The organism is Rathayibacter sp. AY1F2 (assembly GCF_002930885.1).
In the GTDB taxonomy this organism is placed as follows: domain Bacteria; phylum Actinomycetota; class Actinomycetes; order Actinomycetales; family Microbacteriaceae; genus Rathayibacter.
The window spans coordinates 76686-102335 of the sequence record NZ_PSVG01000007.1; the positions used below are offsets into that span (position 1 = coordinate 76686).

The following is a 25650-nucleotide window of genomic DNA, read 5'->3' on the forward strand; positions in this document are numbered from 1 at the left end:
GTCCGCAGGCGGTCGCTGTCGGAATTCGAGACCCCCTTCCTCGGCTGGATGTGGCGGGCCGTCCTCCGCCCGCGGTGCGTGCGCGAGCTCCTCGATCAGGCGAGGGCGGAGAGGACATCTCGGAGCGACGCCCACCGCCCGACCGCTCACGGCCTTCTGAGGGCGTCTCGCGGGCCTTCGCTCAGGCGGCGCCGCCATGATCGAGGCTGGTACTCGACGGAAGGTTCTCTGTGAGCATGTTCAAGCGCGTTCTCGGCATGGCGTCGAAGGCGCTCGATTCGAAGAGCGGCTCGGGGTCGTCCTCGAGCGGGACGACCGATTGGCGCGACCTCGTGCGCACCGCCGCCGACAAGGTGACGGGCGACTCGCGGAGCGGGCAGGCCCAGCCGCCTCAGCAGTACGGCTCACCGCGGCGACCCTCCGCGCGCCCGCAGGACGCCCGGCCCGGGCAGCAGCCGGTGGTCACGCAGGAGGACCGCGCAGCGATCGCGCGCTACGACTACCTCCTCCGCACCGCCGACCCCGAGCAGCTCGAGCAGGTGCACCGGGATGCGTTCGCGAAGCTGACGACGGCGCAGCGCACACAGGTCGAGGCGCGGCTCCGCGACGAGCTGCCCGCGAACGAGCAGCCGCGGTCCTCCGCCCCCGAGGACCTGGCGCGCGCGGCGACGCGCGGCGAGGTGAACGATCCGGGGTTCCTCAAGAAGATGTTCTCGAAGCCGGGGACCCGCGGCGCCCTCGCGGGTGCCGGCGTCGGAGCGGCGGCGGGCATCGGGCTCGGCGCGGCGGGCGGACTGCTCGCGGCGGTCGCGGGCGGTGCCGTGATCAGCAGCGTCGCCGGTCCGCTGCTCGCGCAGGCGTCCGGCCTCGGCGTGGACTTCGAGAACCTCGCCGGCGGGTTCGGCGATCTGGGCGACTTCGGTGACATCACGGGCGGCGCGGGCGAGTTCGTCTCCGGCGCGGGCGAGCACGTGTCCGGGCTGGGGGAGCAGGTGTCCGAGTTCGGCTCGGACTTCCAGCTGCCGGGTCTCGGCGACCTCGGGAACCTCTTCGACCGCTAGGCGGTCCCGGCCGGAGCGCTCCGGCGGCGGAGGAACGGCGACGCGATCGCGAGCGCCGCTCCGACGACGAGCAGGACGGCGCCCACGATCGCGACGGCGGTCGTCGACCAGTCGGGGAGGTCGACGACCGTCGTGCCGTTGAGGAGCTTCCATTCACAGGCTGCGCCGAGCGGCCACCACGACCAGAAGCCGCGGACGAGCTCTCCCGCTTCGGGCGGGACACCGCCGAGGCTGACGCTGCAGACGTAGTCGAAGCCCTGACGGTCGATGTTCGCGTACTGCAGAGGCACGAGTGCGAGCGCGGCCAGGCCGGCGACGGCGAGGACGAGGCCGGCGATCAGGGCGAGACGGGCGGCCGTGAGGCGCTTCTTCACCGGTGTCGAGGCGGGGGCGGGCGGCGTCTCGGTCATCATCCGATGGTGTCATGAGCGCGGAAGGGCCGGGCGGGGGTGCGCAACTACGGCTGAGACGCGTGCATCGGTCTGATTCAGCGCTTCGCGAGAAAGTCAGCATCCGGTGCGCAAGAGTCGCCGGTGTGCTGGCGCGATCGGATGCCGTCACCAGCGTCCGCCGACCGCCCGCAGCGCGACGGCCAGCATCCCGGCCAGCGCCACCAGGACGGTCGCGATGACGAAGATCCCGGACGAGTAGCCCTCGACCATCAGCGGCAGCACTGCTCCGAGGACGGTCCCGACCTGCGTCACGGCCGTGTATGCGCTGGCGCCCGCGCCGACTCCGCCCCTGCTCGTTCGACCGAGCAGGACCAGGCCGGTGCTCTGAAAGCCGACGCCCACTACGGCGTAGAGCACCTGGGCCAGCAGCAGCACCGGATAGGTGGTCGCGAGGAGCAGGAGCGAGAACGATGCGACCCCGAAGAGGGCGATCACGACGAGGGTGACGGCGCTGCCGCGGGCCGCGCTGAGCCGACCGAGCAGAGGCAGCGCGGCCAACTCCAGTAGAGCCGATATCAGGAACAAAGGAGGCACCTCGGCAGGGCGGAGCCCGGACGAGACAGCGAACAGCGGCAGATAGATCCCCCGAAGGGTGTCGGCCGACTTGAGAAGCGCCACGAGGACAAGCGCAGTGAAAAACGCTCCGCTTCTCGCTCGAGGCGTTCCGACTTCTCCGCCATCGTGCTCGCGCGGGAACGCGCGTCCAGCGAATGGTCTGCAGGTCGCACCGATCATCGTGATGCCGCCGAACACGGAGGCGATCAAGAGAGGATCGAGCCCGAGCGCGGACACGGCCGAGTAGATGACGAGGCCGAGGATGTATCCGCCGACCGTCATCAGCCGAAGACGCGTGACCGCGGCGACCTGTTCGTCGTCACTCAGCTGCGCGGCGACGCGGCCGAAGATCTGCGGGACGATCGTGCTGACGAGGAGCAGGAGAACGCCGCTCAGCATTACGAGCACGAATGTACCTGCGGTCGCGCGGAGTGCAAGGAGGGCGACCGGGACGGCTGCGCAGGTCAGGACCAATGCGCTGCGCGGGTACCCGTGATGGCGAACTGTAGGGACGAGCAGGGTGTTGTAGACGATGGCGGCGGCCGCGTTGACGAGAAAGAACACGGCGATCTCGCCCTTTGAGTGACCGGCCGAGTCGAGGGAGACGGGAACGGCTACGCTCGTGAGGCCTCCGATGGTCGCGTTGCTCAGCAGGGTCAGGGCGACGGATTGTGGGACGCGAGCGCCAGACAGTGGTTCCTCCTTAGTCGCTGACCGGTCTAGTTGGCGCGGACGGACGAAGGTGGATCCTCGATGTCGCCCGGGTCGTTGCGATCCGAAACTGATGCGCGCCACTGAATATCTCTCACCTAAAAGCCGTCCGACCCTATCCCCGCTGATTGAAATGTCGCGGCGAGACCGCGCCCCAGCAACAGGTCCTTCCCGCACCTCCGGGCCGTGGCCAGAAGATGCTCACCCCACACTGCAGCCAGGGGCGCCATCGCATCGCTCAGGTACACCATGTCGAATTCGCGTTCGGCGAAACCGCATCGGATCCCGATCGCGTTGAGATTGACCGGTCGCCGTGCAGTCGACCAGCCGCTCGGATGTTCGGACGCAATGGGAAAACCCGGCCCGAGCGCGACGACGGACCGTGAATGAGCTACTTCAGACATCAGTCCGACGAAAAGCATCGATGTGTCGTTCGGATGCTGACGAAGGATCTGCAGGTCAGCTCGGCTGTTCGTTGAATCTCGAGCCCACCTCGCGACGCGCTCCCACTCGGGCTGCTCCAATTGCGCCAGGGGCCTGTTGCAGATGAAGAACTCGATTTCCATATCGACACATCGATCGGCCCACTGTTCCAGGTTAGCTCGATTGCTTCTTGCTTGTTCGGCTGTATTTTCGGAGATGCTCGGCAGTTCTACGCCCCACGCGTCCTCTATCCAGTGAAGAGAAAGGCCCATCCGGCATAGCCTGTAGCCGAACTCCACATCTTCGACTCCATAAGTTGAGAAGCGCTCGTCGAAACCGCCCGCGGAGAAGAAATCCGATCGCGCCACTGCAATGTTCCGTCCCCAGTAGAAACGCCAGGGGACCGCCAGCGGAACCCGCCGGACATCGACATCCAACCACTTGTCCGATCTATAATCAGCGTAGCCGGGCCGCGTAGCCATCTCCATGTGTCTTGTGCGCCAGTCCGGGCCGCTGACAAGAGAACGGAATGAATGGGCATCTTCGCCAGAGAAGTCCCAGCCGTAGGTCGGCCCTGCTGTACTGCGTTTACCGACTTCCACGTTCGCCGCATGGGACTGAATCAGGTTCTCGCCCGCGAGAGTGCCGCAATCGAGGAAGATCAGTGTTCTGCCCCGAGATGCTCGCGCGCCGAGATTCCTTACCGCGCTCAGGCGGAACCCGTCGTCTCGTTGGCGAGTGTATGAGATGTCAATCGCGTGTTCGAAGGCCTTGACGACCGCAACGGTATCGCTCGAAGAGCCGTCGTCTGCGACGATGACCTCATAGGTGAACGACGCCTCTTGTTGCGCTAATGTCGTCAGAGTTCTTCTCAACTCGTCAGGGCGGTCATAGGTCGGAACGACGACTGAAACCTCCGGAGAAACACCGTCTTCTTTCTGCGGGAAGATCAACGGTCCTGACATGCCTTCATCCTTTCTCGCGTACCTGGAGGCATCGCAGAGCCGGCCCTCATTGTACGTTGCGGACTGCACTCCGCGATGTCGCGGTAAAGGAGTGATCGCTTCACGTCAGTTCGCTTGTGACTTAGCAATTCGATGTGCGAGACCGTAGCAGGCTGTGCCCTTCGGCGACCAGAGTGTGGCGCGCGTGGCACCCCTCGGGTCGTGAACACCGTGCGCACGCGCAGACGTGGCGCCAAGGCTCGCCCGCTGTCCAGCTCTCACAGAGCCAGGCGCGGCGAGTGTCATTTCGTGCCAGTCGTCGGCGTGGATGGCTGTGGGATATATGTTCATCATCACATCGAACCGACGAAGACCCACACGAAGAGGTGCGGAGTGATTTATCTCGATTCTGCGGCCACGTCTTTTCCCAAGGAGCATCATGTAGTGGACGCCATGAAATCCTATGCTTAACGTGGAACAAGCCCAGGCAGGTCGGGGCACCGGCTATTCGCTTGGGCTGAGGGCCAAGTCTGGGCAGCTCGTGAGTCGCTAGCAGATCTGGTCAAATGCATCGATCCGGAGCGGGTGACCTTCTCGCTGAATGCAACGATGTCTCTCAATGCGGTTGTGCACCACCTGGGCTCGATCGGGGGCCGCGTCCTGACGTCCGCTTTCGAACACAATTCAGTGGTTCGGCCACTTCATGCAGCGGCGCAGGAGGGTTCGGTCCGGCATGAGATCATTCCGCCCTCGACCAGCGGACCGTTCGATCTCGATCGACTGCAGGAGCAACTGCTTGCCGGCGGAGTCGCCGGGGTCATTGTCACCTGGGCCTCCAACGTCTCCGGTTCAGTGCTTCCGATCCGTGAAATCTCTGAAATCTGCAGAGAGGCCGGTGTTTTCATCGCCGTGGATGGGGCGCAGGCGCTTGGGTACCTTGATGTCGACGCGGGTCTTGCGGACGTGCTGGTGTTCGCTGGGCACAAGGGTTTGGGGGGACCTTTGGGTGTTGGTGGCGCTGTTGTCGGAGAAGGTGTCCGGTTGTCGCCTTTCGTCACCGGCTAATCGGGTGGACGTTCTGAAAGTCGGGATCATCCCTGCTGGCTGCCCTGGTCGCAAGAGGCGGGAACACAGAATGGGATCGGAATCGCCGGGTTAGGCGCGGCTCTGAGGCTGTTGGACGGGGCCGAGATCGCCAGAAGGCGGCGTCGAGCAACCGATTTGCGAGAACGATTCGTTACTGGTCTCAGTGGTGGTGGCGCGGTCACCCTCATCGAATCGCCCAGCGCCGAAGAACCTGTCGGAGTGGTGTCGTTCCGGATGAACCGTGTGACCCCGAGTGTTGCTGCTTCGCTCCTCGAAGAACGCTTCGACATTCTCGTTCGCGCCGGACTGCATTGCTCTCCTCTGGCCCACGAGACTCTCGGCACAGGCGATGGCGGGACTGTCCGGGTGAGTTTCGGGCCGAGAACTACGACAAATGAGGTCGATCTAGCACTTGCCGCAGTCCAGTCCATCTCATCGAGTTCGAGCGAAAGGAAATGATGAAGAATGTCGGTCACCTGGGACCCCGAATGGGTCTTCTGCAGGTCGAATCCGCGTCGAGTGTGGGAGGAAGACGGACTCGCGGTCTGTTCTGATCCAGCTCCCCTTCGGCAGGGTCACCTCCTCATCTACACAACCGAGCACTATCCATCGGCCGCAGACATGGATGCGCAGGCGGCAGAGCGGCTCGACGCATTGGAGGCCGACCTTTGTAAGCGCATCTGTGCGAAGTTCGGGGACTACGTTCTGTTCGAGCACGGGCGTACCGGTCACTGTCTTCGAAGTCGTCCTGGAGAGCGCCTCTGTCATCACATGCACGTCCACATGATCCCCGGCGCCCTAGACCTGCGGGGCTATGCAGGAATAGCGCAAGAGATCGAGATCTCATCATGGCGAGACGTCCTAGCCCTTGGTAGCGATGTCGATGGCTACGTTGTCATCGGCAATGCGCACGAAAAGGTCGTCGCGCCATTGACGCGCTCTCTTCCTCCGCATCACCTGCGTACGGTGATCGCGCGAGCGAACGCAACTCCAGATCTCGCCGACTGGGAACTCGCTCTCGCGGGAGAAGAGGTGGGCCTGGTCGCCGCTGCATCGCATTCGACTGTCGTCGCGCTCGTTGAGAATTTTCGGTTTGCGAGGGCGACATGAAGCGCCCCGTTGTACTGCATGTCTCGTGGGGAAGGGGGAACGGCCACGTCACGCGCCTGGTAGCCATAGGTCGGGCTTTTCACTCCGCGGGTTGGGACTGTGTTCTACTCGGTCGGCAGAATGCGGTGCACGATCGATTGGTCTCGAAGGCGGGAATCTTCACGACAGCCTATTACCGCGAAGGTGTCGCAGACATCGACCCATGGGCAGAATGGGGAGATCCTGGCGTGTTCGATAAAGCAGTCGTTGCTGACGTCGCTGTGCTCCAGCGGTTCAGGCCGGACCGGGTGATCAACGATAACCGATTGTCGATGATCGTAGCTTGCGCTTCGCTCTCCATCCCGATCGTCACGCTATGCCAAGACAATCAGCTCGTCGGCTACCGCTATCAGGGCGAGGGAGTGTCCGAGATCTGGACCGGACCGCTCATGGCGGTCAACGAGGCTCTTGGGCGGCGAGGGCTTCCCCTGGTCGATCGAGATGTTCGAGAACTGTTCGAACGCGGGCTGATCGCAATACCGAGTGCGCCGAGTCTTGACGTAATGGAGAGCCGCGTCGGTATGAGAGAAGTGGTTTTCACTGGCGTTCTCGGACCGGTCAAAGCGGGTCTGCATGGATCCGGGTTGCTGTTCTATCGGACGGTAGGAGGAATCGACTCGGAGTTCCTGCACGCTTTCGAGAACTGGGAAGGAGAAATCTATGTGGCGACCGGAGACCAGGCGTCAGCGGATTCGTATCGACATGTCCCGGACGCCATCCACGTCGCGGCTCTCTGGGATCTCGAAGAAGTGTTTCCGGAGCTGGCTGCCGTCGTGCATCACGGAGGACATGGAATCGCGACGACGTGCGTGGCATCAGGGGTGCCAGCCGTCATTCTTCCAGGTCACAATCCGGAGAGGCGTTCGAACGGGTATCGGGTGGAGTTGTCGGGGTGGGGGAAGGTGCTCGGTCCACTTTCAGCGGAGGGTACTCGATGGGGCCCGGCCGTCGATGTGACCGGAGACCGTCCTCCGTGGAGCGATGTCCGTGGTGCAGTCGACGCTCTCCGGGCCCCCGACGTCGACGCGGGCGGGTCCGTCGCGTCAGCATCAGAGCTCGTCCGGCTGCTGACATGACGAGGGAGAAGCTCGTCCGAGACGGTGTACCGGCACTGCTTTGGGGTCTCGGTGTCGACGCGCGCTTCAGATCCGTCGATGCCGGCGAGCGGCGGGCCTGGCTCCTGGCGAAGCTGAAGGAGGAATGCGACGAGGTCCTGGCTGCCCCGTCCGTCGAAGAGCTGGCGGACGTCGCGGAAGTCCTGCATGCGCTCGCGTCGGAGCTCGGAGTGGCCTGGAGCGAGGTCGAAGCGGTGCGCGAGAGGAAAGGAGCGGACCGCGGAGTGTTCGACGCCGGAGTCGTGATGCGACTCTCCGAGTAGCACTCTGCTCGCGCGGCGGCGTCGTACCCTCGTCTGCATGGGGTTCGTCTTCTCGCTGCTGATCATCGTCCTGACCGTGCTCGCGCTGGTCGACGTCGTACGGCAGCCGGACAACGTCATCAAGAACCTGCCCAAGATCGTGTGGATCCTGCTGATCTTCTTCCTCCCGCTCATCGGCGTCTCGCTGTGGTTCCTGCTCGGGCACGACTGGAAGCGCGGCGACGGCGGATCCTTCGTGCCGGGCGGCCGAGTGCCCCGCCGCCGGAAGCAGGCGCCGCCGCCGATGGTGGTGCGGCCCGCTCCGAAGAGCACCGAGGAGCAGCTCGCCGACCTCGAGCGCGAGGAGGCGCACTACGCGCGGCTCGCCGAGGAGCAGCGTCGCCGCCGCGAGGGTGAGCGGCCGCTCGACGCGTGAGCGGCCGCTCCGGAGGCCGCTACTTCGAGAAGTTCGACGCCGCCCACTGGATCGAGGCGATCTTCGCCTGACCCGCGACGCTCGGGTGGAAGTAGTCGGTGGTCCCGATCAGGCCCTTGGTGACGGGGGTCGCGGTGAGCGCTCCGCCGTCCCAGTCGCAGAGCTGACCGGCGGCGCTGCACGCCGTCTGCAGCGCGGTGTTGTACTGCGTCGTCCGCGTCTTCGCGGCAGCGGCGGAGGCGGCAGCGGCTGTGCTGCTGAGCCTGCGGCCGGTGGAGCTGACGCCGCGCGTGGTCCGGCAGAGGTCGCCGCCCGCCCAGACGAGCGCGCCGACTCCGGTCTTCACGACCGACCACTCGGAGGCCACGTTCGGCATCGACGAGAGGACGATGCGGGCGGAGGGCCACGTGGTGCGGATCTTCGTGATCGCGGCGGAGGCTCCGGTGCGGAACGTGCTCGCCGGGGTCATCGTGTAGCCGTCGGAGGCGACGCGGTTGTCGGGCGAGCAGAGGTCGTTGCCGCCGATGAGCAGGGTGACGACGTCCGGCCGCACGCCGGCGGCGACCGCGGCGTCGATCCGCGAGGGGACCTGCGCGACGACGTCGCCGGTGGTGGCGAAGTTCGCGGTCGTGACGGTGGTGCCGGGGAGCGCGGTCCGCAAGCGGGAGGCGAAGGAGTTCACGGAGGAGCTGGTGCCGGTGGACCAGTTGTTGCGGGGGCAGTCCGCGAAGGAGCCGCAGGTCCCGTAGGCCTGGGTGATGGAGTCGCCGAGGCTCAGCACCGAGAGGGTGGCGGGAGTGGCGGCGGCGGCGGCCTGCGCCGGGAGCAGCGCGGCGGCGAGGGCGAGCGCGGCTCCGACGGCGAGGGCGCGGACGCGGCGGCTCGGGGTCGGCGGGCGGGAGAGGGAGAGGCTCATGGGGGACCGTTCTCGAGGGGGAGGACGGTGGGGGAACCGTCGGTGCTGACGCTAGGGGAGCGGCGCCCCGGATGACCCCGAACGGGTGACCCCAGAACGGGCCGGATGTGCGCGACGGCAGCGGATCCGGTCGTCCGGCGGGCGGAACCGTCTGGAAGGCGAGCGTCCTCTCAGCCGCCTGCCACCGGCACGATCCGCAGCCGGCTCATCGCCCAGACCAGCGCCCCCGACGCGAGGAACGCGACCGCGATCACGACGACGAACACCGACACCTGCCCGTACCCGGTCGCGGGATCCAGGAACGGATAGGGCACCCAGCCGTCCGTCGCTCCGCGGATCAGCACCACGACGAGCCAGACGATCGGGTAGACCACGACCAGCCAGAGCCTGCGCCACGGCAGCGGAGGGCGATCCGCGAGCAGCAGCCAGTCGAGCAGTCCGTAGACGGGGAACAGCACGTGCATGACGGTGTTGGCCCACGGCAGCGCCACTCCGCCCGCCACATCGGTGAGGAGGGTGTTGTAGACGAGGCCGACGACGATGATGTACCCGGTGAAGGCACCCCGCACCAGTAGGAGCCCGCCGGGCGCGGGACGGCGGCGGAGCGCGAGCACGGCGGTGGCTCCGAGCACGACGGCCAGCACGATGTTGCTCTGGATGGTGAAGAAGCCGAAGAAGTTGAACGGGTTCAGCGGCGTCCGAGAGGCGGTGTCGACGGCCGTCGCGATCACGGCCACCAGAACGGCGGCGGCCACGAGGAGGCGGAGGAGCGCGACCGGCACGCGGGCCGACTCCGCCCGGGAGGAGGGAGCGGGTGGCGTCATCGCTCGAGCGTAGCGCCGGAGCGCCTACCCTGTCCCCGTGCTCACGATCGGTGTCGACCTCGCTGCGGAGCCGGTGCGCACCGCTCTCGCCGCCCTCGAGTTCTCCGGCGGCCGGGCCGTCGTCCGCTCGCTCGTACTCGGCGCCGAGGACGCGACGATCGTCGAGGCGTCACGGGACGCGGCGGTCATCGGGATCGACTGCGCGTTCGGCTGGCCGGTGGAGTTCGCGGCGTTCGTCTCCGCGCACACGCGACGGGAGGTCTCGCCGCGGACGCTCGCGGGACGCGACTGGCGCCGCCGCCTCGCGTACCGCGAGACGGACCGGGTGGCGCGCGAGGTCACCGGCCGCTGGCCGCTCAGCGTCTCGACCGACCGGCTCGGGATGACCGCGATGCGCTGCGCGGAGCTGCTCGACGCCTTCGCCGCGAGCGGGGAGGACGTCGACCGCTCCGGGCGCGGACGGCTCGTCGAGGCGTACCCGGCGGCGGCGCTGCGGCTCTGGGGAGTGGACACCACGGGGTACAAGACGCGACCGGAGGCCGTGGCGCTCGCCGCGGAGTCGCTGCGACGGGCCGCACCCTGGCTCGATGTGCCGGCGCCCGCGCTCGCGCTGATGAGCCGCTCCGACGACGCGTTCGACGCCGTCGTCGCCGCTCTCAACGCCCGCGCCCACGCCCTGGGCGCGACCCTGCCGGTGCCTCCCGAACTGCAGGAGGCGGCGGAGGCCGAGGGGTGGATCGCGGTCCCGACCGGATCGCTCGCGGAGCTCGCGGGCTGATCCGGCCGTCTCGACGGGTGTGCGCTCAGGCCGGGATCTTCGCCCCCAGCAGGCCGGCGGCGACCTCGGCGGCCCGCTCGGCCTCCTCGACGGTCGAGAAGGGTCCGGTGGGGACGAGGGAGGGCGCGGTGGTCAGTCGGGCGTCGATCTCGAGTCGGAACCGGGGCAGCTCCGCCCCGGGAACGACGACGATCCTGACTCCGTTCCGGCTCCATCGCGCGGGTTGGATAGAAGAAATCTGTGTCATGGTGCTCTCCGCTTTCGCGATCATCCGCACGGGTGGCTGACGCCTCGACCGTGCACGCTTCACGCTACGTCCGGTGCCCGTCTCTCCGAACGGGCTTGACCTCTCAGGCTCGTCGGGCGTAGTGCCTCATTGCAGTCGGTCGAGGGTGTCGCTGATCCGCCGCAGGCACTCGATGAGGACCGACACCTGCGCGGCGTCCAGGTCGGCGAGCACCTCGCCCTCGGCGGCGACGAGATTGCGCATCGCCTCGTCGACCCGCTTCGTGCCCCGCGGGGTGAGCGAGACGATCTTGCTGCGCGAGTCGGCGGCGTTCTGCTCGCGGACCACGAGCCCGCGGGCCCCGAGGCGGTCGACGCGGCTGGCGAGGTTGCCGCTGGACAGCGCGAGGTGCGTGGCCAGGGCCGAGGGCGTCATCCCGCCCTCCCCGCGCTGCCGCAGCAGCGAGAGGAGCTCGAACTCCCACGGGGCGAGATCGCTGACGGCGAAGGACTGCCGCCGCACCTCCTGCACGCGCGGGCTGAGCCGGCGGAGGCGGGAGACGACGTCCAGAGGCGCGAAATCGAGGTCGGGCAGGGCCCCGGCCCACGCGTCGATCACCAGATCGACATCGTCGTCTTCGCGCATGCCCCGATTATCCCCGGACGGCGCGGGCGCCGACGACGGGTGGTCCGGGGAGGCCGGCGGGCCTAGCCTGTGCGGACGACGGGCGGACCGGTCAGGCGCGGGCGGCCCGGACGTAGGCGACGATCGCGTTGGCGTGGCCGTGGCCCAGGCCGTGCTCGGTCTTCAGCCAGGTGACGACCTGCATGTGCGGCTCGGAGCGCAGACGCTCGTCGGCGAGGTCCAGCCAGTCCTGGACGGGACGGTCGTAGGTCTTCTCGATGCTCGGGAAGTACGAGGCCGGTCCCTTCGGCTTCGCACCGTCGGCGGGCGGTTCGGGAGCGAGCACGCGGTCGGTCATGCGGTCACGATAGCGAGCCGCGGTCAGGTCGTGTAGGCCGAGGGGTCGAACCGGCCGAGCTCCTCGCGGAAGGCGAAGGCGAAGTCGGGCCAGAGCAGGGTGAGTCGCCGGTTGTCGTCCAGGTACCAGCTCTCGCAGCCGCCGTTGGTCCAGACGGTGTCGGCGCTGAGGGCGTCGAGGCGGGCGACGGAGGCGGCCTCGGCCTCGGCGGTGACCTCGAGCCGGTCGGCGCCGGAGACCGCGAGGTGGTCGAGCGCGGCGAGCACGTAGGCGATCTGCGTCTCGATCATGTGCACCGCGGAGTTGTGGCCGAGGCTCGCGTTGGGGCCGTTGACGACGAAGAGGCTCGGGAAGCCGTGGACCGCGGTCGACTCGTACGCGACCATGCCGTCGGCCCAGCGGTCGGCGAGGAGGACGCCGCCGCGGCCGCGGATGCGCCGGGCGAAGGGCGGCCGCGTGGAGTGGAAGCCGGTCGCGAAGACGAGCACGTCGACCCCGTGCGGGACGCCGTCGTCGCCGAGCGCGGCCCCCTCCTCGAGGCGCCGGAGCGGACCGGGGACGACGCGGACGTGCGGCTGCGCGAGAGCGGGGTAGTAGTCGTCCGAGAGGAGCACGCGCTTGCAGCCGATCTCGTAGTCCGGAGTCAGCACGGTGCGGAGTGCGGGATCGATGATCTGCGACTCGAGGTGGCCGAGCGCCTCCGCCCGCAGCCGGTCGATGGCCTCGGGCACGGCGACGCGGCCGGCGAAGCCGAGCTCGGCGCGCCAGAACAGCTCCTCGCGGAGCCTCGCCAGGGCCCCGGGCGCGCGGGAGAGGGTTCGGCGCTCCTCCGGCGGGTACGGGCGGTTCCGGCGGGGGACGACGTACGGGGCTGAGCGCTGGAAGAGCACCACCTCGGCGGCGCGCTCGGCGAGGTGCGGCACGATCTGCACGGCGGAGGCTCCCGAGCCGACGATGCCGACGCGCTTCCCGTCGAGGTCGACGTCGTCCCTCCAGCGGGCGGAGTGGAAGGCGGGACCCGCGAACGAATCCAGGCCCGGGACGGCCGGGAGGCGGGGCTCGGAGAGGCGCCCCGCGCAGACGAGGAGGACCGCGGCGGAGTAGTCGCCCCGGGAGGTGCGCACCCGCCAGCGGTGCGCCTCCTCGTCGAAGACCGCCTCGAGCACCTCGGTCCCCAGCCGGAGTCGGGGCGCCAGGCCCTCCTTCTCGACGACGCGCTCGAGGTAGGACTGGATCTCGGCCCCGGGGGCGTAGAACGCCGACCAGTCGGCCTCGGGGGCGAAGGAGTAGGAGTAGAGGTGCGAGGGGATGTCGCAGGAGACTCCGGGGTAGACGTTGTCCCGCCAGGTCCCGCCGATCCGCTCGGCGCGCTCCAGCACGACGAACGAGGTCCCGCCGCGGCGCTCCAGGCGGACCGCGGCTCCGAGCCCGGCGAACCCGGCGCCGATCACGACGACGTCGACGTCCATCAGACCGTCGTCCTCGCCAGGACGCTGCCCGCCGGGTCGCGGTGCGGATCGGCGAGGAAGTGCTCGAGGACGGCGAGGAGCTCGGCGGGCCGCTCGGCGAGCACCGCGTGACCGGCGTCGAGGACGGCGTAGCGGGCGTCGTCGATCGCGCCGAGCAGGGCCTCGGCGCCCTCGACTCCGGCGACAGCGTCGGCGGAGCAGCCGACCACGAGGGTCGGAACCCGGCAGTCCGAGGCGGCCGCAGCGACGTCGGCCCGGGCGGAGGCGGCGAGCATCCTGGCGACGTCGGCGCCCCACGGGGAGGAGGCGGTGGCCGAGCGGACGGCGAGGAGCCGAGCGGCCTCCTCCTGCGCGTCGGGCGGGAGCATCGGCCAGAGGCGCGCCGCGCGGAGGAGGCGCTCCGTCGGCCGCAGCCATCCGGCCACGAGGGCGAGGGCGCGCACCCGCCGATCGCCCGCGGCGAGGGCCACGGCGGCTCCGAGCGAGTGGCCGATCAGGACGGCCTCGTCGGCGCCGAGCGCGTCCAGGGAGGCGCGGACCGCGGCGGGTCCGTCGAGCCAGGGGTCGCCGAGATCGGCGAGCTCGAGCGCGGCGACGCGGTGGCGCCGCGCCAGCATCGGCAGCAGCAGCCCGGTGTCGCTCCGCGCGCCCCGGCCGACGCCGGTCAGCATCAGGACCGCGCGCGGGCTCCCGGCGCCCGCGGTCAGCAGCCGCACGGTGGCGCTGTCCGACTCGATCCGCTCCTCCCGGACCAGCTCGGCCTGGCGCCGCAGGTACTCGGAGCGGGTCATGACGCCCGGCGGGTCCCGCGGACCGGGAGGCGCATCCGCTGAGGACCCGCCGCTGCGACGGGCTCCGCCCGCAGCGCCCTCTCCGGCGCGACCACGCCGTACGTCGTGGTGCGCTGGCGCCAGCCGCGGCCGATCTCGCCGCTCAGCCGGGCGACGGTCGCGATGTCGAGCGAGCGGTAGGCCTCCGCTCCGGCCTCGGGCCGCAGGGCCCCGTCGAGCAGCAGGCCGCCGAGGTCGTCCGCCCCGCCGCGGAGGAGGACCTGCGCCGCGTGCAGTCCGAGCTTGGTCCAGGCGGTCTGCACGTGGGCGATCCGGCCGTGGAGGACGAGCCGTGCGACGGCGTGCACGGCGCGGGTCTCGCGGAGGGTCGGCCCGCCCCGGCTCGCGCGCACCACGGAAGGAGGCGCCTCCGCCGGGACGAAGGGCATCGCGATGAACTCGGTGAAGCCGCCCGTCTCGTCCTGGATCGCCGCGAGCGTGCGCAGGTGCGCGAGCTGCTGCTCGGGGGTCTCGACGTGTCCGTAGACCATGGTCGAGGTGGAGCGGAGGCCGCTGCGGTGCGCGGCCGTGATCGCCTCCCGCCACTCGGCCACGGTCGGGTCCGTCCCCTCGCTCAGGACGGCGCGGACGTCGTCGTCGAGGATGCGGGCGGCGGTCCCCGGGACGGAGTCCACGCCGGCCTCGCGCAGAGCGTCGAGCATCTCGGGCAGGGTTCGGCCCGTACGCCGGGCGACCTCGAGGATCTCGCCGGGCCGGTAGGCGTGCAGGTGCAGCGAGGGCTGCCGCTGCTTCAGCGTGCGGACGATCAGCAGCAGATCGTCGCCCGGGTGCTCCGGTCCGATCGCGCCCTGGAGGCAGAGCTCGGTGGCGCCGAGCGCGACCGCCTCGTCGGCGAGCTCCTCCAGCCGCTCGACGGTCAGATCGCCGACTCCCCAGAGCGAGGTGTCGATGTTGCGGTTCACGACGACCGAGACCTCGTCGCCGGCGGCGTCGTGCCGCAGGTCGTCCGCCAGAGCGGAGAGGGCGTCGAGGTCGTCGCCGTCGGCTGCGAGCAGGGCGAGGTAGTCGGCGTCCTCGAGACCGGCGGGGTCCGTCTCCGCCCGGGCGAGCACGGCGCCGAGGGCGGGCGCGACCGGTCGGGGCAGGGGGTCGAGCGAGTCGCGGTAGGGCCGGGGGAGGACCGCCGCCGCCTCGTCGGCGAGCCAGGTCCCGCGGTCGGCGAGTGCCTCGACGTAGGGAGCGACGCGCGGATCGATCCAGGTGGCCGAGTCGCGGAGGTACTGCGGGTGGGCGGTCAGCCGCTCGTGCAGCCGGTAGCCGGCCGCCGCGGTGAGCCGCGCGAGGTCGTCGATGTTCGGCCAGGGGCGCTCCGGATTCACGTGATCCGCCGTGAGCGGGCTGACACCGCCCCAGTCGTCGACCCCGGCGCGCAGCAGCAGCCCGAGCTCCTGCTCGTCGGTGAGGTTCGGCGGCGCTTGGATCGTCGCCTCGGCGCCCAGCACGAGGCGCGCGACCGCGACGTTGGCCACGTACTCCTGCAGCTCGAGGTCGACCTCGTTCTGCATGGCCGTCCGCGGCTTCGCGCGGAAGTTCTGGACGATGCACTCCTGCACATGGCCCCACCGCTCGTGGGACTCGCGGATCGCGAAGAGGGCGTCCGCCCGCTCCGCCGCGTTCTCGCCGATGCCCAGCAGCACGCCGGTGGTGAAGGGGATGCGGCTGCGTCCCGCGTCCTCGAGCACGCGCAGGCGCAACGCCGGGTCCTTGTCCGGGGAGCCGTAGTGCACGCCGCCCTTCTCGGACCAGAGGCGCTCGGCGGTCGTCTCGAGCATCATGCCCATCGAGGGCGCGACCGGGCGGAGCCGCTGCAGCTCGGCCCACGACATCACGCCGGGGTTCAGGTGCGTGACCATGCCCGTCTCGCTCATGACCAGGACGGCCATCGCGCGCACGTACTCGAGCGTCGAGGCATAGCCGTGCTCGGCCAGCCAGGCGCGGGCGACCGGCCACCGGTCCTCCGGGCGGTCGCCGAGCGTGAACAGGGCCTCCTTGCAGCCGAGCTCGGCACCGGCGCGGGCGACCTCGAGGATCTCCTCCGGCTCCATGAAGGTCGACTCGCGCTTGGCCGCGAGCCCGCCCGGTGTCTCCACGAAGACGCAGTAGTGGCACCGGTCGCGGCAGAGCTTGGTCAGCGGGACGAAGACCTTCCGCGAGTAGGTGACGACGCCGGGCCGTCCGCGGCGGGCGAGTCCGTCGTCGCGCAGGCGGCCGGCGGCCTCCAGCAGCAGGTCGAGGTCGTCGCCGCGCGCGCCGAGGAGCTCCTCGGCGGTCACGCGCGTCAACGCCTCGCCGCGGTCGAGCCGGGCGAGCAGGGTGGCCGTGGTCATGCGGGAGCGGCCCTTCCGAAGGGGGTCGTGGCGGAGGCGGGAGGTCAGAGCGCGCGCAGCCGCGGCGCGAGGTCGCGCTCGAAGGCGTCGAAGAAGCGCTGCTGGTCGTCGCCCGGGGCGTGGAAGACCAGGTGGGTGAAGCCCGCGTCGACGTAGGGCTTGATCTGCGCGACCGTCTCCTCGGGGTCGGAGCCGACGATCCAGCGCTTCGCGACCTGCTCGATCGGCAGCTCGTCGGCGGCGCGCTCCATGTCGACCGGATCGGTCAGCGAGTGCTTCTGCTCGGGCGACAGCGAGAGCGGCGCCCAGAAGCGCGTGTTCTCGAGCGCGAGCGCCGGATCGGGATCGTAGGAGAGCTTGATCTCGATCATGCGGTCGATGGTCGAGGAGTCGCGATCGGCCGCCGCGGCGCCCGCCTCGACGGCGGGGAGCAGCTTCTCGGTGTAGAGCTCCATGCCCTTGCCCGACGTGCAGATGAAGCCGTCGCCCGCCCGGCCGGCGTACTTGGCGACGACGGGGCCGCCCGCCGCGATGTAGACCGGCACGCCGCTCTCGGGCTTGTCGTAGATCGACGCCTCGTGCGTGGAGTAGTACTCGCCGTCGAAGGTGACGCGGTCGCCCGCCCACAGCGCGCGCATCAGCCGCACGGCCTCGCGCAGGCGGGCGAAGCGCTCCTTGAAGTCGGGCCAGGTCTGCTCGCCCGCGCCCTGATAGCCGGTGGCGACCTCGTTCAGCGCCTCGCCGGTGCCGACGCCGAGCATGATCCGCTCGGGGTAGAGCACGCCGAGCGTGCCGAACGCCTGGGCGATGACGGCGGGGTTGTAGCGGTAGTGCGGGGTCATGACGGAGGTGCCGAGGGTGATGGTGGAGGTGCGCTCACCGGCCGCGGCGAGCCAGGCGAGGGAGAACGGCGCGTGCCCGCCCGTGTGCCGCCACGGCTGGAAGTGGTCCGAGACGACCGCGGTCTCGAAGCCGTGCCGCTCGGCGCCGACCGCGAGCTCGACGAGCTCCCGGGCGCCGAACTGCTCCGCCGATGCCTTGTACCCGAGCGTGATCGTCATCTGCAGCCTTCGTGAGAGGTGGGACGGCTCCCGGAGCGGGAGCGGCCCCTCCATTCTGCGCCTGCCGCGGCGCCCGGCGGGACGGGTGGACGCACCCGGGGGAGGCGTGCCCCGATCCCGCGCTGGGGAGGAGCGTCAGGCCGGCGGAGCGGCGATGTTCACCATCCAGCCGACGCCGTAGCGGTCGACCAGCATCCCGAAGCGGTCGCCCCAGGACGAGGCGACCAGCGGCTCGACGACCGTGCCGCCCTCGGCCAGGCCGTCCCAGTAGCCGCTCAGCTCGGCGTCGTCGTCGCCGAAGAGCGCGATCGTGATGCGGGCGCCGCTCTCGGCCGGGCTCGAGGAGGGGGAGTCGGAGCCCATCAGGATCATCCCGCTCGGCGTGACGAGCTGGGCGTGCATGATCCGGTCCTGGTCGGCCGGATCCGCGCTCATCCCGAAGTCGCCGAAGCGGCTGGAGCTGAGCTCGCCGCCGAGGACGTCCCGGTAGAACTCCATCGCCTCCTGCGCGGAGCCGTCGAAGCCGATGTAGGGGCTCAGTGAAGTGGGCACGGCACGCCTTTCCGTCGAGGTGCGCCCAGTATCTCCGCGTCCCGACGCGAGCACCAGGGGCGTCCTGCAGAAGGTCCGCCCCCGGTCCTCAGAGCTCGTCGCGGGTGGGCGGGTTCGCGCCGGAGCGGGAGGTCGTGATGCCGGCGACGTGCGCGGCGTGGCGGCCGATCGCGTGCAGGGCGGGGCCGTCGAGGAGCATCCCGTTCGCGGCGCCGAGGCCCTGGCGGAACGCCTCGTCGAGGATCGCGCCCATCGCGGAGTCGCCGGCGCCGATCGTGTCCGCCACCACGATCCGGGCGGCGGGCACGGTCACCCGCGTCATGGCCGAGGCCAGCAGCAGTCCCTCCGCGCCGCGGGTGACGACCGCGAGCTGCGACCCGAGGGAGAGCAGCCGGCTGAGGACCTCGTCGAGCTGCATCGTCGGGTAGAGCCACTCCGCGTCCTCGTCGCTGAGCTTCACGACCTCGCACGCGGCGGCGATCCGCTCGAAGCGCGCGAGCGCCTCGGCGTGCGCGCCGACCAGAGCCGGGCGGATGTTCGCGTCGACGCTCGCCGTCACTCCGGCGGGCAGTGCCTCGAGGAGCTCGAGCACGGCGGATCCGCCCGGCTCGAGGAAGATCGCGATGGAACCGGTGTGGACGTGGGAGGCGCCCTCCGGGTCCGCCGCCGGCGGGTTCCAGGAGAGGTCGAAGACGTAGCGGGCCGACCCGTCCGCGGCGAGGACCGCCCGAGCGGTGCTGGTGCGCTCCGAGCCGCCGTGCCGGACCTCCACGCCGGAGGCCTCGAGGTGGGCGCTGATGCGGCGGCCGCGCTCGTCGTCGGCGATGTCGGTGACGAGGGTCGCGGGCCGCCCGAGTCGGGCGAGCGTGAGGGCGACGTTGGCCGGGGAGCCGCCGACGTGCTCCGTGGCGCTGCCGTCGCGCTCGACGATGTCGATCAGCGCCTCGCCGATGACCAGGGTGCGGGAAGCCGGGCTGACGCGCTCGTCGGTGGAGGACATGCCGACATCATGCCGGGTGACGGGGTCGCCCCGCGACGCGCGGGGCCGACCGGCGCAAGCGGCTCGCGTCCCGACCGCGGTCTCAGCCCCGGTCGCGCAGGTCCGCCAGCACCGCGTCCACGCTCGTGATCTCGATCAGCGGCGCGTACAGGGACATGGCGTCGAGCGCGCGCTGGTGGTCGGCCTCGGAGGCGCCCGCGCAGGCGTCCGCGGCGACCCTGACCCGCACTCCGGCGTCCGCGGCCGCCAGCGCCGTCGAGAGCACGCAGCAGTCGGTCGAGACGCCGGTGAGCACGAGCTCGCGGGAGTCGTCGAGCTCGGCCTCGAGCTCGGGCCCCCACTTGCCGAAGGTCGTGGCGGTGATCGTGCGGTGGCCCTCGAACCCGGCCGCGAGCTCGTAGAGCCGGTCGCTCTCGGGGACGAGCGCGAACGGCCACTCGCGGTAGTAGGGGATCCACGCGCCGGCGGGCCGCTCCGGGGCGACGAAGCGGGTGGTCACGACCCGCTCGCCGAACGCCGGGAGGAGCCGGCGGGTCCCCTCGGCCGCGCGCTCGAATCCGCCGGATCCCCACGGCGACTCGGCGTCGGCGAAGACGTGCTGCAGGTCGATCGCGACGAGCAGGCTCACGCCGAGGCCTCCTGGCGGCGGACGGCCCCGCGCGAGAGGGCGAGCGTTCCCGCGAAGCCGATCACGAGCGCCACGAGGACGCCGAGGTTGGCGCCGGCCCAGTCGCCGTCGCGGCCGCCGAGCGGGCCGAGGAGGTAGCCCTCCCACTCGAACCCGGGGGAGTAGTTGACCACCAGGCCCCAGCCGACGATCGCGCCGATCAGCACGAGGGCCACGGGGACCGCCGAGACGCTGCCGTAGCGGCCGCGGGAGTCGTACAGAGCCTCCTGGTCGTAGTCGCGCCGACGGAGGAGGAGGTCCGCGAGGAAGACGCCGAGCCAGGCCGCGATCGGCACGCCGAGGGTGATCAGGAAGCCCTGGAACGGGCCGAGGAAGTCGCCCGCGACGAACACGACGTAGACCGCTCCGAGGACCATCAGCACGCCGTCGATCCCGGCGGCCACCGGCCGCGAGACCTTGAGCCCCGTGCTGAGCAGCGCCAGGCCCGAGGAGTAGATGTCCATCACGGCCCCGCCGATCAGGCCGAGCAGCGCGACGACGATGAAGGGGAGCAGGAACCAGGTCGGCAGGATCCCGGCGAGCGCTCCGATCGGGTCCGCGGCGATCGCGTCCGAGAGCTCCTGCGAGGAGCCGGCCAGCAGCAGGCCGACCACCACCAGCACGACGGGCGCGACCGCTCCGCCGATCGTCGTCCACGCGATCACTCCGCTCGTGCGGGCACCGCGGGGGAGGTAGCGGGAGTAGTCGGCCGCGGCGTTCACCCAGCCCAGCCCGAAGCCGGTCATCATGAACACGAGCCCGCCGATGACCGCGGCGGCCGAGCCCGCGGGCAGGGCGCCGACGGCGGCGAGGTCGATCCGGTCGAGGACGAGCACGACGTAGACCACGGTCAGCACGGCGGTCGCGACGGTGATCGCGAGCTGGAGCCGCATGATCAGGCGGAAGCCCGCGATCCCGGCGATCACGATGAGCGCGGCGACCACGATCAGCGCGACCACCTTGGTGAGCACGCCGCCGTCCCAGCCGAACTCCTCGAACACCGTCGCCGTCGCGAGCACCGCGAGGGAGGCCAGCACCGTCTCCCAGCCCACCGTGAGAAGCCAGGAGATCACCGAGACGAGGCGGTTGCCGTCGACCCCGAAGGCCGCCCGGCTGAGCACCATCGTCGGGGCGGAGCCGCGCTTGCCGGCGACGGCGACCAGACCGCAGAAGAGGAACGAGACGACGATCCCGATCACGCTGACGAGCGTCGCCTGCCCGAAGGAGAGGCCGAAGCCGAGGAGGAAGGAGCCGTAGCTCAGCCCGAGCACGGACACGTTCGCGGCGAACCACGGCCAGAACAGGTCGCGAGGGCGGCCGTGCCGCTCCGACTCCTGGATCGTGTCGAGGCCGTTGAGCTCGATGCCGCCGGCGGGGCGGGTGCTCGGACGATCGGGGGAGGTCATCGCGTCCTCGTTCTCACGGTTGCCGGCCCTGCGCCGGAGCTGTGACGAACCTACAGCGCCCCGCGCTCGAACAGCAGCCGGAGCGATTCGAGGTCGTCCGCGACCCGCGCGCAGTCCTCGTCCCAGTCGTCGAGGCTCATCCCGGGGCGCCGCCGCACGGTGAAGGCCACTTCGGCGCCGTCCCCGTTCACGAGCACCCGGAGCGGATTGTCCACCACCGTCCCGTCGGGGAGCGTGACCTCGTGGTCCGCGACGCCGAACGGGTTCTGCGGGGCGAAGCGCACCTCGACCCGGCCCATCGGCGAGTCGGCGAACCAGCGTCCGTCGACCTGCTCGAGCGCGGAGGAGGCGAGGCCCGCGGCCCACAGCGGGAGGTTCGCCGGGTCGGAGACGAAGGCGTACACCTCCGCGGCCGGAGCCTCGATCACGACGCCCACGGGGCGCGATTCGTACAGGGTCATCAGCTCGTCCTTCCTCTGCAGCCGGTCAGTGCTCGTCGCCGAAGCTGGCGACCAGCAGCGCGGCGAGCGCCGTCCGCTCCAGCATGCCCTCGATGCCGATCGCCTCGCTGCGCGCGTGCGCCCCCTCGCCCGGGGCGCCGAGCCCGTCGAGGACCGGCAGGCCCAGCGCGGCGACGAGGTTGCCGTCGCTCGCCCCGCCGACCGCGATCTCGCGGAGGGGGACGTCGATCCGCTTCGCGACCCGCTCGGCCCTGCGGTAGAGCGCGGCGACGGAGGCGGTCCGCTCGAAGACGGGCCGCTCCCAGGAGCCGCGCACCTCCAGCCGGATGCGCGGGTCGACGGCGGCGAGCGCGTCGAGCTCGGCCTCGACGCGGGCGGCCTCGGCGGATCCGCGGATCCGCGCCTCCAGCTCCAGGCGCACGCGGGCCGTCGTCACGTTGACCCGCGAGCCGCCGGAGACCACTCCGATGTTGACCGAGGTGCCCTCCTCCTCCCGCGCGATCGCCAGCACCCGCGGGATCAGCGAGCCGAGCTCGTGGATCGCGCTCGCCCCCTTCTCCGGTTCGACCCCGGCGTGCGCCTCGACGCCGACCACGTCGATCACGAAGCGCCCGATGCCCTTGCGCGCCGTCTTGACCGCGTCGCCGATCGCGCCCTCGAACACCAGGACCGCGTCGGCGCCCGCGCACTGCCGCTCCAGGAACGGGCGGGAGGCGGCGCTGCCGATCTCCTCGTCCCCGCTCATCACCAGGCGGACGGCCGGATGCGGGACGCCGGCGTGGCGGAGCGCGGCCACCAGCCACACCATCTGCACCAGCCCGGCCTTCATGTCGTAGCTGCCCGGTCCGCTCAGGCGGTCGCCGTCGACGGCGAAGGGCCAGGAGCGGGTCGTGCCCAGGGGCCACACCGTGTCGTAGTGGCCGAGCAGCGCCACGAACGGACGCGTGCCCCGGTGCGGTCTCGCGCCGCCGCTCGCCGGGACGGTCCAGCTGGTCGCGGTCGGCGCGTCCTGCGCACGCCGGTGCTGCACGTCGGCGTCGTGCCCGAGCCGCTCTCCCACCCAGTGCACCAGGAAGGCGTGCAGCTCGCCGAGCGCCTCGAGGGAGTCGCTGGGGCTCTCGATCATCACGAGGTGCCGGACGTCGTCGAGCATCCGCGAGCGGTTGTCGCGGAGGAAGGAGCGCACGCGGGCGGCGTCGTCGGCATCGGGGAAGGTCATCGACTCCGGAGTACCAGAGTGCGGCCGCTCGCGCGAACCGGCTGAACCGTTCGGGCCCCCGTTACGTTGGTGCAGGAAGAGGTGGAGATGTCCGAGGATCAGGCCCAGATGCTGCGTGCGCTGCACGACGAGCACGCCAGCGCGCTCTGGCGGTTCGTGCTGCGCCTGACCGGCGACCGCCAGATGGCGGAGGACGTCGTGCAGGAGGCGCTGCTGCGCGCCTGGAAGCACCCCGAGATCCTCGCCCAGGGCGAGGCCGCCGCCCGCTCCTGGCTCTACACCGTGGCCCGGAACCTCGTCATCGACGACCGCCGCAGCGCCCGCTACGCCCGGGAGCTGGGCACGGACGAGGTCCCCGAGCGCCCGACCGCCGACCGCACCGACCAGGTGCTCGACGCCTGGCTGCTCTCGGACGCGCTCAGCGGACTGAGCCACGACCACCGCGCCGTCATCGTGCACGCCTACTACGGCGGCCGCACGGTCACCGAGATCGCCGCGCTGCTGGGGATCGCCCCGGGCACCGTCAAGTCGCGGATGCACTACGGGATGCGGGCCCTCAAGCTCGCACTGCAGGAGCGGGGGGTGACGGAGCTGTGAGCCGCGACCCCTCCTCCGACGACCGGCACGACGACCCCTTCCGCGACTGGGACGCCGCGTACCTCCTCGGATCCCTGACCGCTGCCGACCGCCGCGAGTACGAGCTGCACCTGCGCGCCTGCCCCGGCTGCCGCGAGTCCCTCGCCGAGTTCGTCCCGCTGCCGGGCCTGCTGGCCCACCTGCCCCAGGACGAGGCGATGCGCCTGGTCGAGGAGCCGGAGGCGGCCGGCGATCCGGCTCCGGCGGCACTGCTGACCCGCCTCGCCGCGGCCACCGACTCCGTCCGCCGCCGGACGCGGCTGCGCATCGCGGGCCTGGTGCTCGCCGCCGCGGGCGTCTCGGCCGCCGCCGCCGTCGCCCTGCCGCTCGCGATCGGCCCGTCCCTCGCCCCCGTCGAGACCGTCGGCTCGACCGTCTCGCTCGCCGCGGCTCCGGGCGTCCCCGTCGAGGCCTCCGTGCGGTTCGTGCCGCAGCAGTGGGGCACGCGGATCGACATGGACTGCAGCTGGGCCGACACGGCCGAGCAGTACGCGGGCTCGGCCGGCTACGTCCTCTACGTCACGGACACCTCGGGCGGCACCGAGGCCGTCGGATCGTGGACGAGCGCGCCGGGGACGACGATGGAGCCCAGCCTCGCCACCGGGCTCCCGCTGTCCGAGATCGCCTCGGTCGAGGTGCGGCTGCAGGGATCGGACACCGTCGTGCTCACCGGCCGCCCCTGAGCGGGCCGCCGGATTCCCAGGTGCGCGCTCGGCGGACTGAGTAGCTTCTCAGTCATGACGATCGCGACCCTCGCCCTCGCCCCCGCCTCCGTGGCGACCGCCTCCTCCTCCGACAGCATCGACGAGCTCTCCGGGCTCGTCGGCGTCGCCGCGCGGGTGATCGCCGCGCTCGGAGAGGCGGGCGTCGGCCTGCTGACGCTGATCGAGACGGTGTTCCCGCCGATCCCGAGCGAGCTCGTGCTGCCGCTGGCCGGCTTCCTCGCCCAGCAGGGCCGGATGAACCTGGTGCTGGTCGTGATCACGGCGACCCTCGGCGCCTACCTCGGCGGCCTGATCCTCTACGCGCTCGGCTACCGCATCGGCACGGAGCGCTCGATCCGCCTGCTCTCCAAGCTCCCGCTGGTCGACCGCGAGGACTTCGAGAAGGCGGTCGGCTGGTTCCGCCGGCACGGCACCTGGGCGGTCCTCTTCGGTCGCCTCATCCCGGGCGTGCGCAGCCTCATCTCGCTCCCCGCGGGGGCCGAGCGGATGAACCTGCTGCTGTTCTCGGGACTGACGATCCTCGGCTCCGGCGTCTGGAACGGCCTGCTGATCGGCCTCGGCGCGGCCCTCGGCACGCAGTACGAGCTCGTCGACCAGTACGCGGGCGTGCTCGACGCGATCATCTACAGCGCGTTCGGCGTGCTGCTGCTCGCGCTCGTGGTGCGCCGCGTGCGGCGGCACCGTGCCGCGGCGCGCACCGGATCGCGCCACTGACCTGCGTCCTCGGGCGGGCGGGCGCAAGGCCCCGCGCCACCCCGCCCCGGTGCCCTAACGTTCGAGGGGTCCGCACTCCCCGACGCGAAGGAACGCCATGTCCGAGACCGCCGCGCCCACGATGTCCCGCACCTCCGTCGAGCGCTGGTGGATCATCGCCGTCTCGCTGATCGCGATCGTGCTCGGCGTCATCGCCGTCCTGATCCCCGGTCCGACGCTGCTGACCGTCGCCATCGTCTTCGGCATCCACCTGATCGCCGCGGGCGTCTTCCGCCTGCTGCTGGCCTTCACCGCCTCGCGGCTCGATGCCCGGGTGCGCTGGCTCGCGGGCCTGCTCGGCGCCCTGATCCTGGTCGCGGGCATCCTGTGCCTGTCGAACCCGTTCGAGTCGCTGAGTGTCCTGGGCCTCGTGATCGGCGCGGGCTGGATCCTCGACGGCGTCTCGAGCATCACCAGCGGCCGCACCGTCGCCGGCCCCGCGTGGCTGCCGATCGCGGCAGGGATCGCCTCGGTCATCGCGGGCGTCCTGACGATCATCATGCCCGTGCTGGCGCTGGCCTCCTTCGTGACGGTCGCGGCCATCCTGCTGATCGTCGTGGGCGTCTCGGGCCTGCTCCTGCTCCCGGGCCGCACGAAGCGCCCCGAAAGCGCCGAGGCGTAGA

The 25650-nt window shown here is 70.8% G+C and carries 28 protein-coding genes and 1 pseudogene; 11 read left to right on the forward strand and 18 right to left on the reverse strand.

The features are described 5' to 3' along the window. Nucleotides 1–236: 236 nt before the first annotated feature. A complete protein-coding gene (locus tag C5C54_RS07675; RefSeq protein WP_258063263.1) occupies nucleotides 237–1061 on the forward strand; it encodes a hypothetical protein in 825 nt (274 codons plus the stop codon). Here the strand turns inward: C5C54_RS07675 and C5C54_RS07680 are convergent. From C5C54_RS07680 to C5C54_RS07690, 3 genes are all read right to left on the reverse strand, one after another. Further along, nucleotides 1058–1471: a hypothetical protein gene (locus C5C54_RS07680; RefSeq protein WP_104339898.1), complete on the reverse strand. Its 414-nt coding sequence runs from the start codon at nucleotides 1469–1471 to the stop codon at nucleotides 1058–1060. The two genes, C5C54_RS07675 and C5C54_RS07680, sit on opposite strands and share 4 nt — an antisense overlap. Before the next feature lie 147 nt (nucleotides 1472–1618). Further along, complete coding sequence (locus C5C54_RS07685; RefSeq protein WP_104288078.1) at nucleotides 1619–2632, reverse strand: hypothetical protein; 1014 nt, start codon at nucleotides 2630–2632, stop codon at nucleotides 1619–1621. Between the two features lie 245 nt (nucleotides 2633–2877). Continuing rightward, the gene (locus tag C5C54_RS07690) at nucleotides 2878–4167 is read right to left on the reverse strand and encodes a glycosyltransferase (RefSeq protein WP_104288079.1); all 1290 of its coding nucleotides are present in this window, start codon (nucleotides 4165–4167) and stop codon (nucleotides 2878–2880) included. 474 nt (nucleotides 4168–4641) lie between these two features. Here C5C54_RS07690 and C5C54_RS18285 point away from each other — a divergent pair. The 5 genes and pseudogenes from C5C54_RS18285 to C5C54_RS07720 all read left to right on the forward strand — a co-directional run. Then, nucleotides 4642–5691 (forward strand): annotated as a pseudogene (locus C5C54_RS18285) (aminotransferase class V-fold PLP-dependent enzyme); the annotation flags it as partial. A gap of 6 nt (nucleotides 5692–5697) precedes the next feature. Then, nucleotides 5698–6342 carry a hypothetical protein gene (locus C5C54_RS17590; protein WP_146078808.1) on the forward strand — a complete coding sequence of 215 codons (645 nt, stop codon included), beginning with the start codon at nucleotides 5698–5700 and terminating at the stop codon, nucleotides 6340–6342. After that, the gene (locus tag C5C54_RS17595) at nucleotides 6339–7457 is read left to right on the forward strand and encodes a glycosyltransferase (protein WP_146078809.1); all 1119 of its coding nucleotides are present in this window, start codon (nucleotides 6339–6341) and stop codon (nucleotides 7455–7457) included. The genes C5C54_RS17590 and C5C54_RS17595 overlap by 4 nt, the downstream gene beginning before the upstream one ends. Continuing rightward, nucleotides 7454–7759 (forward strand): nucleoside triphosphate pyrophosphohydrolase, encoded by a 306-nt coding sequence (locus tag C5C54_RS07715; protein ID WP_104226465.1) that lies wholly within the window; start codon nucleotides 7454–7456, stop codon nucleotides 7757–7759. Before C5C54_RS17595 ends, C5C54_RS07715 begins: the two co-directional genes overlap by 4 nt. A gap of 37 nt (nucleotides 7760–7796) precedes the next feature. Further along, nucleotides 7797–8174: a PLD nuclease N-terminal domain-containing protein gene (locus C5C54_RS07720; RefSeq protein ID WP_104246725.1), complete on the forward strand. Its 378-nt coding sequence runs from the start codon at nucleotides 7797–7799 to the stop codon at nucleotides 8172–8174. A gap of 19 nt (nucleotides 8175–8193) precedes the next feature. Here the strand turns inward: C5C54_RS07720 and C5C54_RS07725 are convergent, their stop codons facing one another. Then, entirely contained in the window at nucleotides 8194–9090 is an 897-nt protein-coding gene (locus C5C54_RS07725) for a GDSL-type esterase/lipase family protein (RefSeq protein WP_104246724.1), read from the reverse strand. 170 nt (nucleotides 9091–9260) lie between these two features. Further along, entirely contained in the window at nucleotides 9261–9914 is a 654-nt protein-coding gene (locus tag C5C54_RS07730) for a Pr6Pr family membrane protein (protein ID WP_104246723.1), read from the reverse strand. 37 nt (nucleotides 9915–9951) lie between these two features. Here C5C54_RS07730 and C5C54_RS07735 point away from each other — a divergent pair, with 37 nt between their 5' ends. Next, on the forward strand, nucleotides 9952–10692 hold the full coding sequence (locus C5C54_RS07735; RefSeq protein ID WP_104246722.1) for a DUF429 domain-containing protein: 741 nt from the start codon (nucleotides 9952–9954) through the stop codon (nucleotides 10690–10692). Nucleotides 10693–10717: 25 nt separating this feature from the next. Here C5C54_RS07735 and C5C54_RS07740 read toward each other — a convergent pair whose 3' ends face one another. From C5C54_RS07740 to C5C54_RS07800, 13 genes are all read right to left on the reverse strand, one after another. Next, entirely contained in the window at nucleotides 10718–10939 is a 222-nt protein-coding gene (locus C5C54_RS07740; RefSeq protein WP_146076606.1) for a hypothetical protein, read from the reverse strand. 126 nt (nucleotides 10940–11065) lie between these two features. Next, nucleotides 11066–11563, reverse strand: coding sequence for a MarR family winged helix-turn-helix transcriptional regulator (locus C5C54_RS07745; RefSeq protein WP_104225059.1), 498 nt, complete (start codon nucleotides 11561–11563; stop codon nucleotides 11066–11068). A gap of 91 nt (nucleotides 11564–11654) precedes the next feature. Next, entirely contained in the window at nucleotides 11655–11900 is a 246-nt protein-coding gene (locus tag C5C54_RS07750; RefSeq protein ID WP_104232872.1) for a DUF4287 domain-containing protein, read from the reverse strand. 23 nt (nucleotides 11901–11923) lie between these two features. Then, entirely contained in the window at nucleotides 11924–13369 is a 1446-nt protein-coding gene (locus C5C54_RS07755) for an NAD(P)/FAD-dependent oxidoreductase (RefSeq protein ID WP_104246721.1), read from the reverse strand. Beyond that, nucleotides 13369–14160, reverse strand: a complete 792-nt coding sequence (locus C5C54_RS07760) for an alpha/beta fold hydrolase (protein ID WP_104246720.1) — start codon at nucleotides 14158–14160, stop codon at nucleotides 13369–13371. The genes C5C54_RS07755 and C5C54_RS07760 overlap by 1 nt, the downstream gene beginning before the upstream one ends. Further along, nucleotides 14157–16547 carry a 7,8-didemethyl-8-hydroxy-5-deazariboflavin synthase CofG gene (gene cofG, locus C5C54_RS07765; protein ID WP_104288080.1) on the reverse strand — a complete coding sequence of 797 codons (2391 nt, stop codon included), beginning with the start codon at nucleotides 16545–16547 and terminating at the stop codon, nucleotides 14157–14159. The genes C5C54_RS07760 and cofG overlap by 4 nt, the downstream gene beginning before the upstream one ends. Before the next feature lie 44 nt (nucleotides 16548–16591). Continuing rightward, nucleotides 16592–17608 (reverse strand): glucose-6-phosphate dehydrogenase (coenzyme-F420), encoded by a 1017-nt coding sequence (gene fgd, locus C5C54_RS07770; RefSeq protein ID WP_181074566.1) that lies wholly within the window; start codon nucleotides 17606–17608, stop codon nucleotides 16592–16594. A 135-nt stretch (nucleotides 17609–17743) separates the two neighbouring features. Further along, entirely contained in the window at nucleotides 17744–18160 is a 417-nt protein-coding gene (locus C5C54_RS07775; RefSeq protein WP_104288081.1) for a VOC family protein, read from the reverse strand. 88 nt (nucleotides 18161–18248) lie between these two features. Next, on the reverse strand, nucleotides 18249–19160 hold the full coding sequence (locus tag C5C54_RS07780) for a carbohydrate kinase (protein WP_104288082.1): 912 nt from the start codon (nucleotides 19158–19160) through the stop codon (nucleotides 18249–18251). An 82-nt stretch (nucleotides 19161–19242) separates the two neighbouring features. Beyond that, on the reverse strand, nucleotides 19243–19788 hold the full coding sequence (locus tag C5C54_RS07785) for a cysteine hydrolase family protein (protein WP_104266865.1): 546 nt from the start codon (nucleotides 19786–19788) through the stop codon (nucleotides 19243–19245). Continuing rightward, a complete protein-coding gene (locus tag C5C54_RS07790; protein ID WP_104288083.1) occupies nucleotides 19785–21233 on the reverse strand; it encodes a cytosine permease in 1449 nt (482 codons plus the stop codon). The genes C5C54_RS07785 and C5C54_RS07790 overlap by 4 nt, the downstream gene beginning before the upstream one ends. A 50-nt stretch (nucleotides 21234–21283) precedes the next feature. Continuing rightward, nucleotides 21284–21694, reverse strand: a complete 411-nt coding sequence (locus tag C5C54_RS07795; RefSeq protein ID WP_104288084.1) for an SRPBCC family protein — start codon at nucleotides 21692–21694, stop codon at nucleotides 21284–21286. Nucleotides 21695–21719: 25 nt separating this feature from the next. Further along, nucleotides 21720–22913 (reverse strand): M20/M25/M40 family metallo-hydrolase, encoded by a 1194-nt coding sequence (locus C5C54_RS07800; protein WP_104288085.1) that lies wholly within the window; start codon nucleotides 22911–22913, stop codon nucleotides 21720–21722. 87 nt (nucleotides 22914–23000) lie between these two features. On the opposite strand from C5C54_RS07800, the gene C5C54_RS07805 reads away from it, so the two are divergent. From C5C54_RS07805 to C5C54_RS07820, 4 genes are all read left to right on the forward strand, one after another. Further along, nucleotides 23001–23510 (forward strand): sigma-70 family RNA polymerase sigma factor, encoded by a 510-nt coding sequence (locus C5C54_RS07805; protein ID WP_104225070.1) that lies wholly within the window; start codon nucleotides 23001–23003, stop codon nucleotides 23508–23510. Beyond that, on the forward strand, nucleotides 23507–24232 hold the full coding sequence (locus tag C5C54_RS07810) for an anti-sigma factor (protein WP_104225071.1): 726 nt from the start codon (nucleotides 23507–23509) through the stop codon (nucleotides 24230–24232). The genes C5C54_RS07805 and C5C54_RS07810 overlap by 4 nt, the downstream gene beginning before the upstream one ends. 54 nt (nucleotides 24233–24286) lie before the next feature. Then, nucleotides 24287–24988: a DedA family protein gene (locus C5C54_RS07815; RefSeq protein ID WP_104288086.1), complete on the forward strand. Its 702-nt coding sequence runs from the start codon at nucleotides 24287–24289 to the stop codon at nucleotides 24986–24988. A 97-nt stretch (nucleotides 24989–25085) separates the two neighbouring features. Continuing rightward, a complete protein-coding gene (locus C5C54_RS07820) occupies nucleotides 25086–25649 on the forward strand; it encodes an HdeD family acid-resistance protein (protein WP_104225073.1) in 564 nt (187 codons plus the stop codon). Nucleotide 25650 lies beyond the last annotated feature (1 nt).

Coding starts and splice junctions, on each gene's coding strand:
- C5C54_RS17590 (WP_146078808.1), top strand. CDS start 5,698: ATGTCGGTCACCTGGGACCCCGAATGGGTCTTCTGCAGGTCGAATCCG.
- C5C54_RS07730 (WP_104246723.1), bottom strand. CDS start 9,914: ATGACGCCACCCGCTCCCTCCTCCCGGGCGGAGTCGGCCCGCGTGCCG.
- cofG (WP_104288080.1), bottom strand. CDS start 16,547: ATGACCACGGCCACCCTGCTCGCCCGGCTCGACCGCGGCGAGGCGTTG.
- C5C54_RS07795 (WP_104288084.1), bottom strand. CDS start 21,694: ATGACCCTGTACGAATCGCGCCCCGTGGGCGTCGTGATCGAGGCTCCG.
- C5C54_RS07820 (WP_104225073.1), top strand. CDS start 25,086: ATGTCCGAGACCGCCGCGCCCACGATGTCCCGCACCTCCGTCGAGCGC.
- C5C54_RS07680 (WP_104339898.1), bottom strand. CDS start 1,471: ATGACCGAGACGCCGCCCGCCCCCGCCTCGACACCGGTGAAGAAGCGC.
- C5C54_RS07755 (WP_104246721.1), bottom strand. CDS start 13,369: ATGGACGTCGACGTCGTCGTGATCGGCGCCGGGTTCGCCGGGCTCGGA.
- C5C54_RS07760 (WP_104246720.1), bottom strand. CDS start 14,160: ATGACCCGCTCCGAGTACCTGCGGCGCCAGGCCGAGCTGGTCCGGGAG.
- C5C54_RS07715 (WP_104226465.1), top strand. CDS start 7,454: ATGACGAGGGAGAAGCTCGTCCGAGACGGTGTACCGGCACTGCTTTGG.
- C5C54_RS07690 (WP_104288079.1), bottom strand. CDS start 4,167: ATGTCAGGACCGTTGATCTTCCCGCAGAAAGAAGACGGTGTTTCTCCG.
- C5C54_RS07750 (WP_104232872.1), bottom strand. CDS start 11,900: ATGACCGACCGCGTGCTCGCTCCCGAACCGCCCGCCGACGGTGCGAAG.
- C5C54_RS07800 (WP_104288085.1), bottom strand. CDS start 22,913: ATGACCTTCCCCGATGCCGACGACGCCGCCCGCGTGCGCTCCTTCCTC.
- C5C54_RS07720 (WP_104246725.1), top strand. CDS start 7,797: ATGGGGTTCGTCTTCTCGCTGCTGATCATCGTCCTGACCGTGCTCGCG.
- C5C54_RS07815 (WP_104288086.1), top strand. CDS start 24,287: ATGACGATCGCGACCCTCGCCCTCGCCCCCGCCTCCGTGGCGACCGCC.
- C5C54_RS07725 (WP_104246724.1), bottom strand. CDS start 9,090: ATGAGCCTCTCCCTCTCCCGCCCGCCGACCCCGAGCCGCCGCGTCCGC.
- C5C54_RS07780 (WP_104288082.1), bottom strand. CDS start 19,160: ATGTCCTCCACCGACGAGCGCGTCAGCCCGGCTTCCCGCACCCTGGTC.
- C5C54_RS07675 (WP_258063263.1), top strand. CDS start 237: ATGTTCAAGCGCGTTCTCGGCATGGCGTCGAAGGCGCTCGATTCGAAG.
- C5C54_RS07745 (WP_104225059.1), bottom strand. CDS start 11,563: ATGCGCGAAGACGACGATGTCGATCTGGTGATCGACGCGTGGGCCGGG.
- C5C54_RS07805 (WP_104225070.1), top strand. CDS start 23,001: ATGTCCGAGGATCAGGCCCAGATGCTGCGTGCGCTGCACGACGAGCAC.
- C5C54_RS17595 (WP_146078809.1), top strand. CDS start 6,339: ATGAAGCGCCCCGTTGTACTGCATGTCTCGTGGGGAAGGGGGAACGGC.
- C5C54_RS07740 (WP_146076606.1), bottom strand. CDS start 10,939: ATGACACAGATTTCTTCTATCCAACCCGCGCGATGGAGCCGGAACGGA.
- C5C54_RS07790 (WP_104288083.1), bottom strand. CDS start 21,233: ATGACCTCCCCCGATCGTCCGAGCACCCGCCCCGCCGGCGGCATCGAG.
- fgd (WP_181074566.1), bottom strand. CDS start 17,608: ATGACGATCACGCTCGGGTACAAGGCATCGGCGGAGCAGTTCGGCGCC.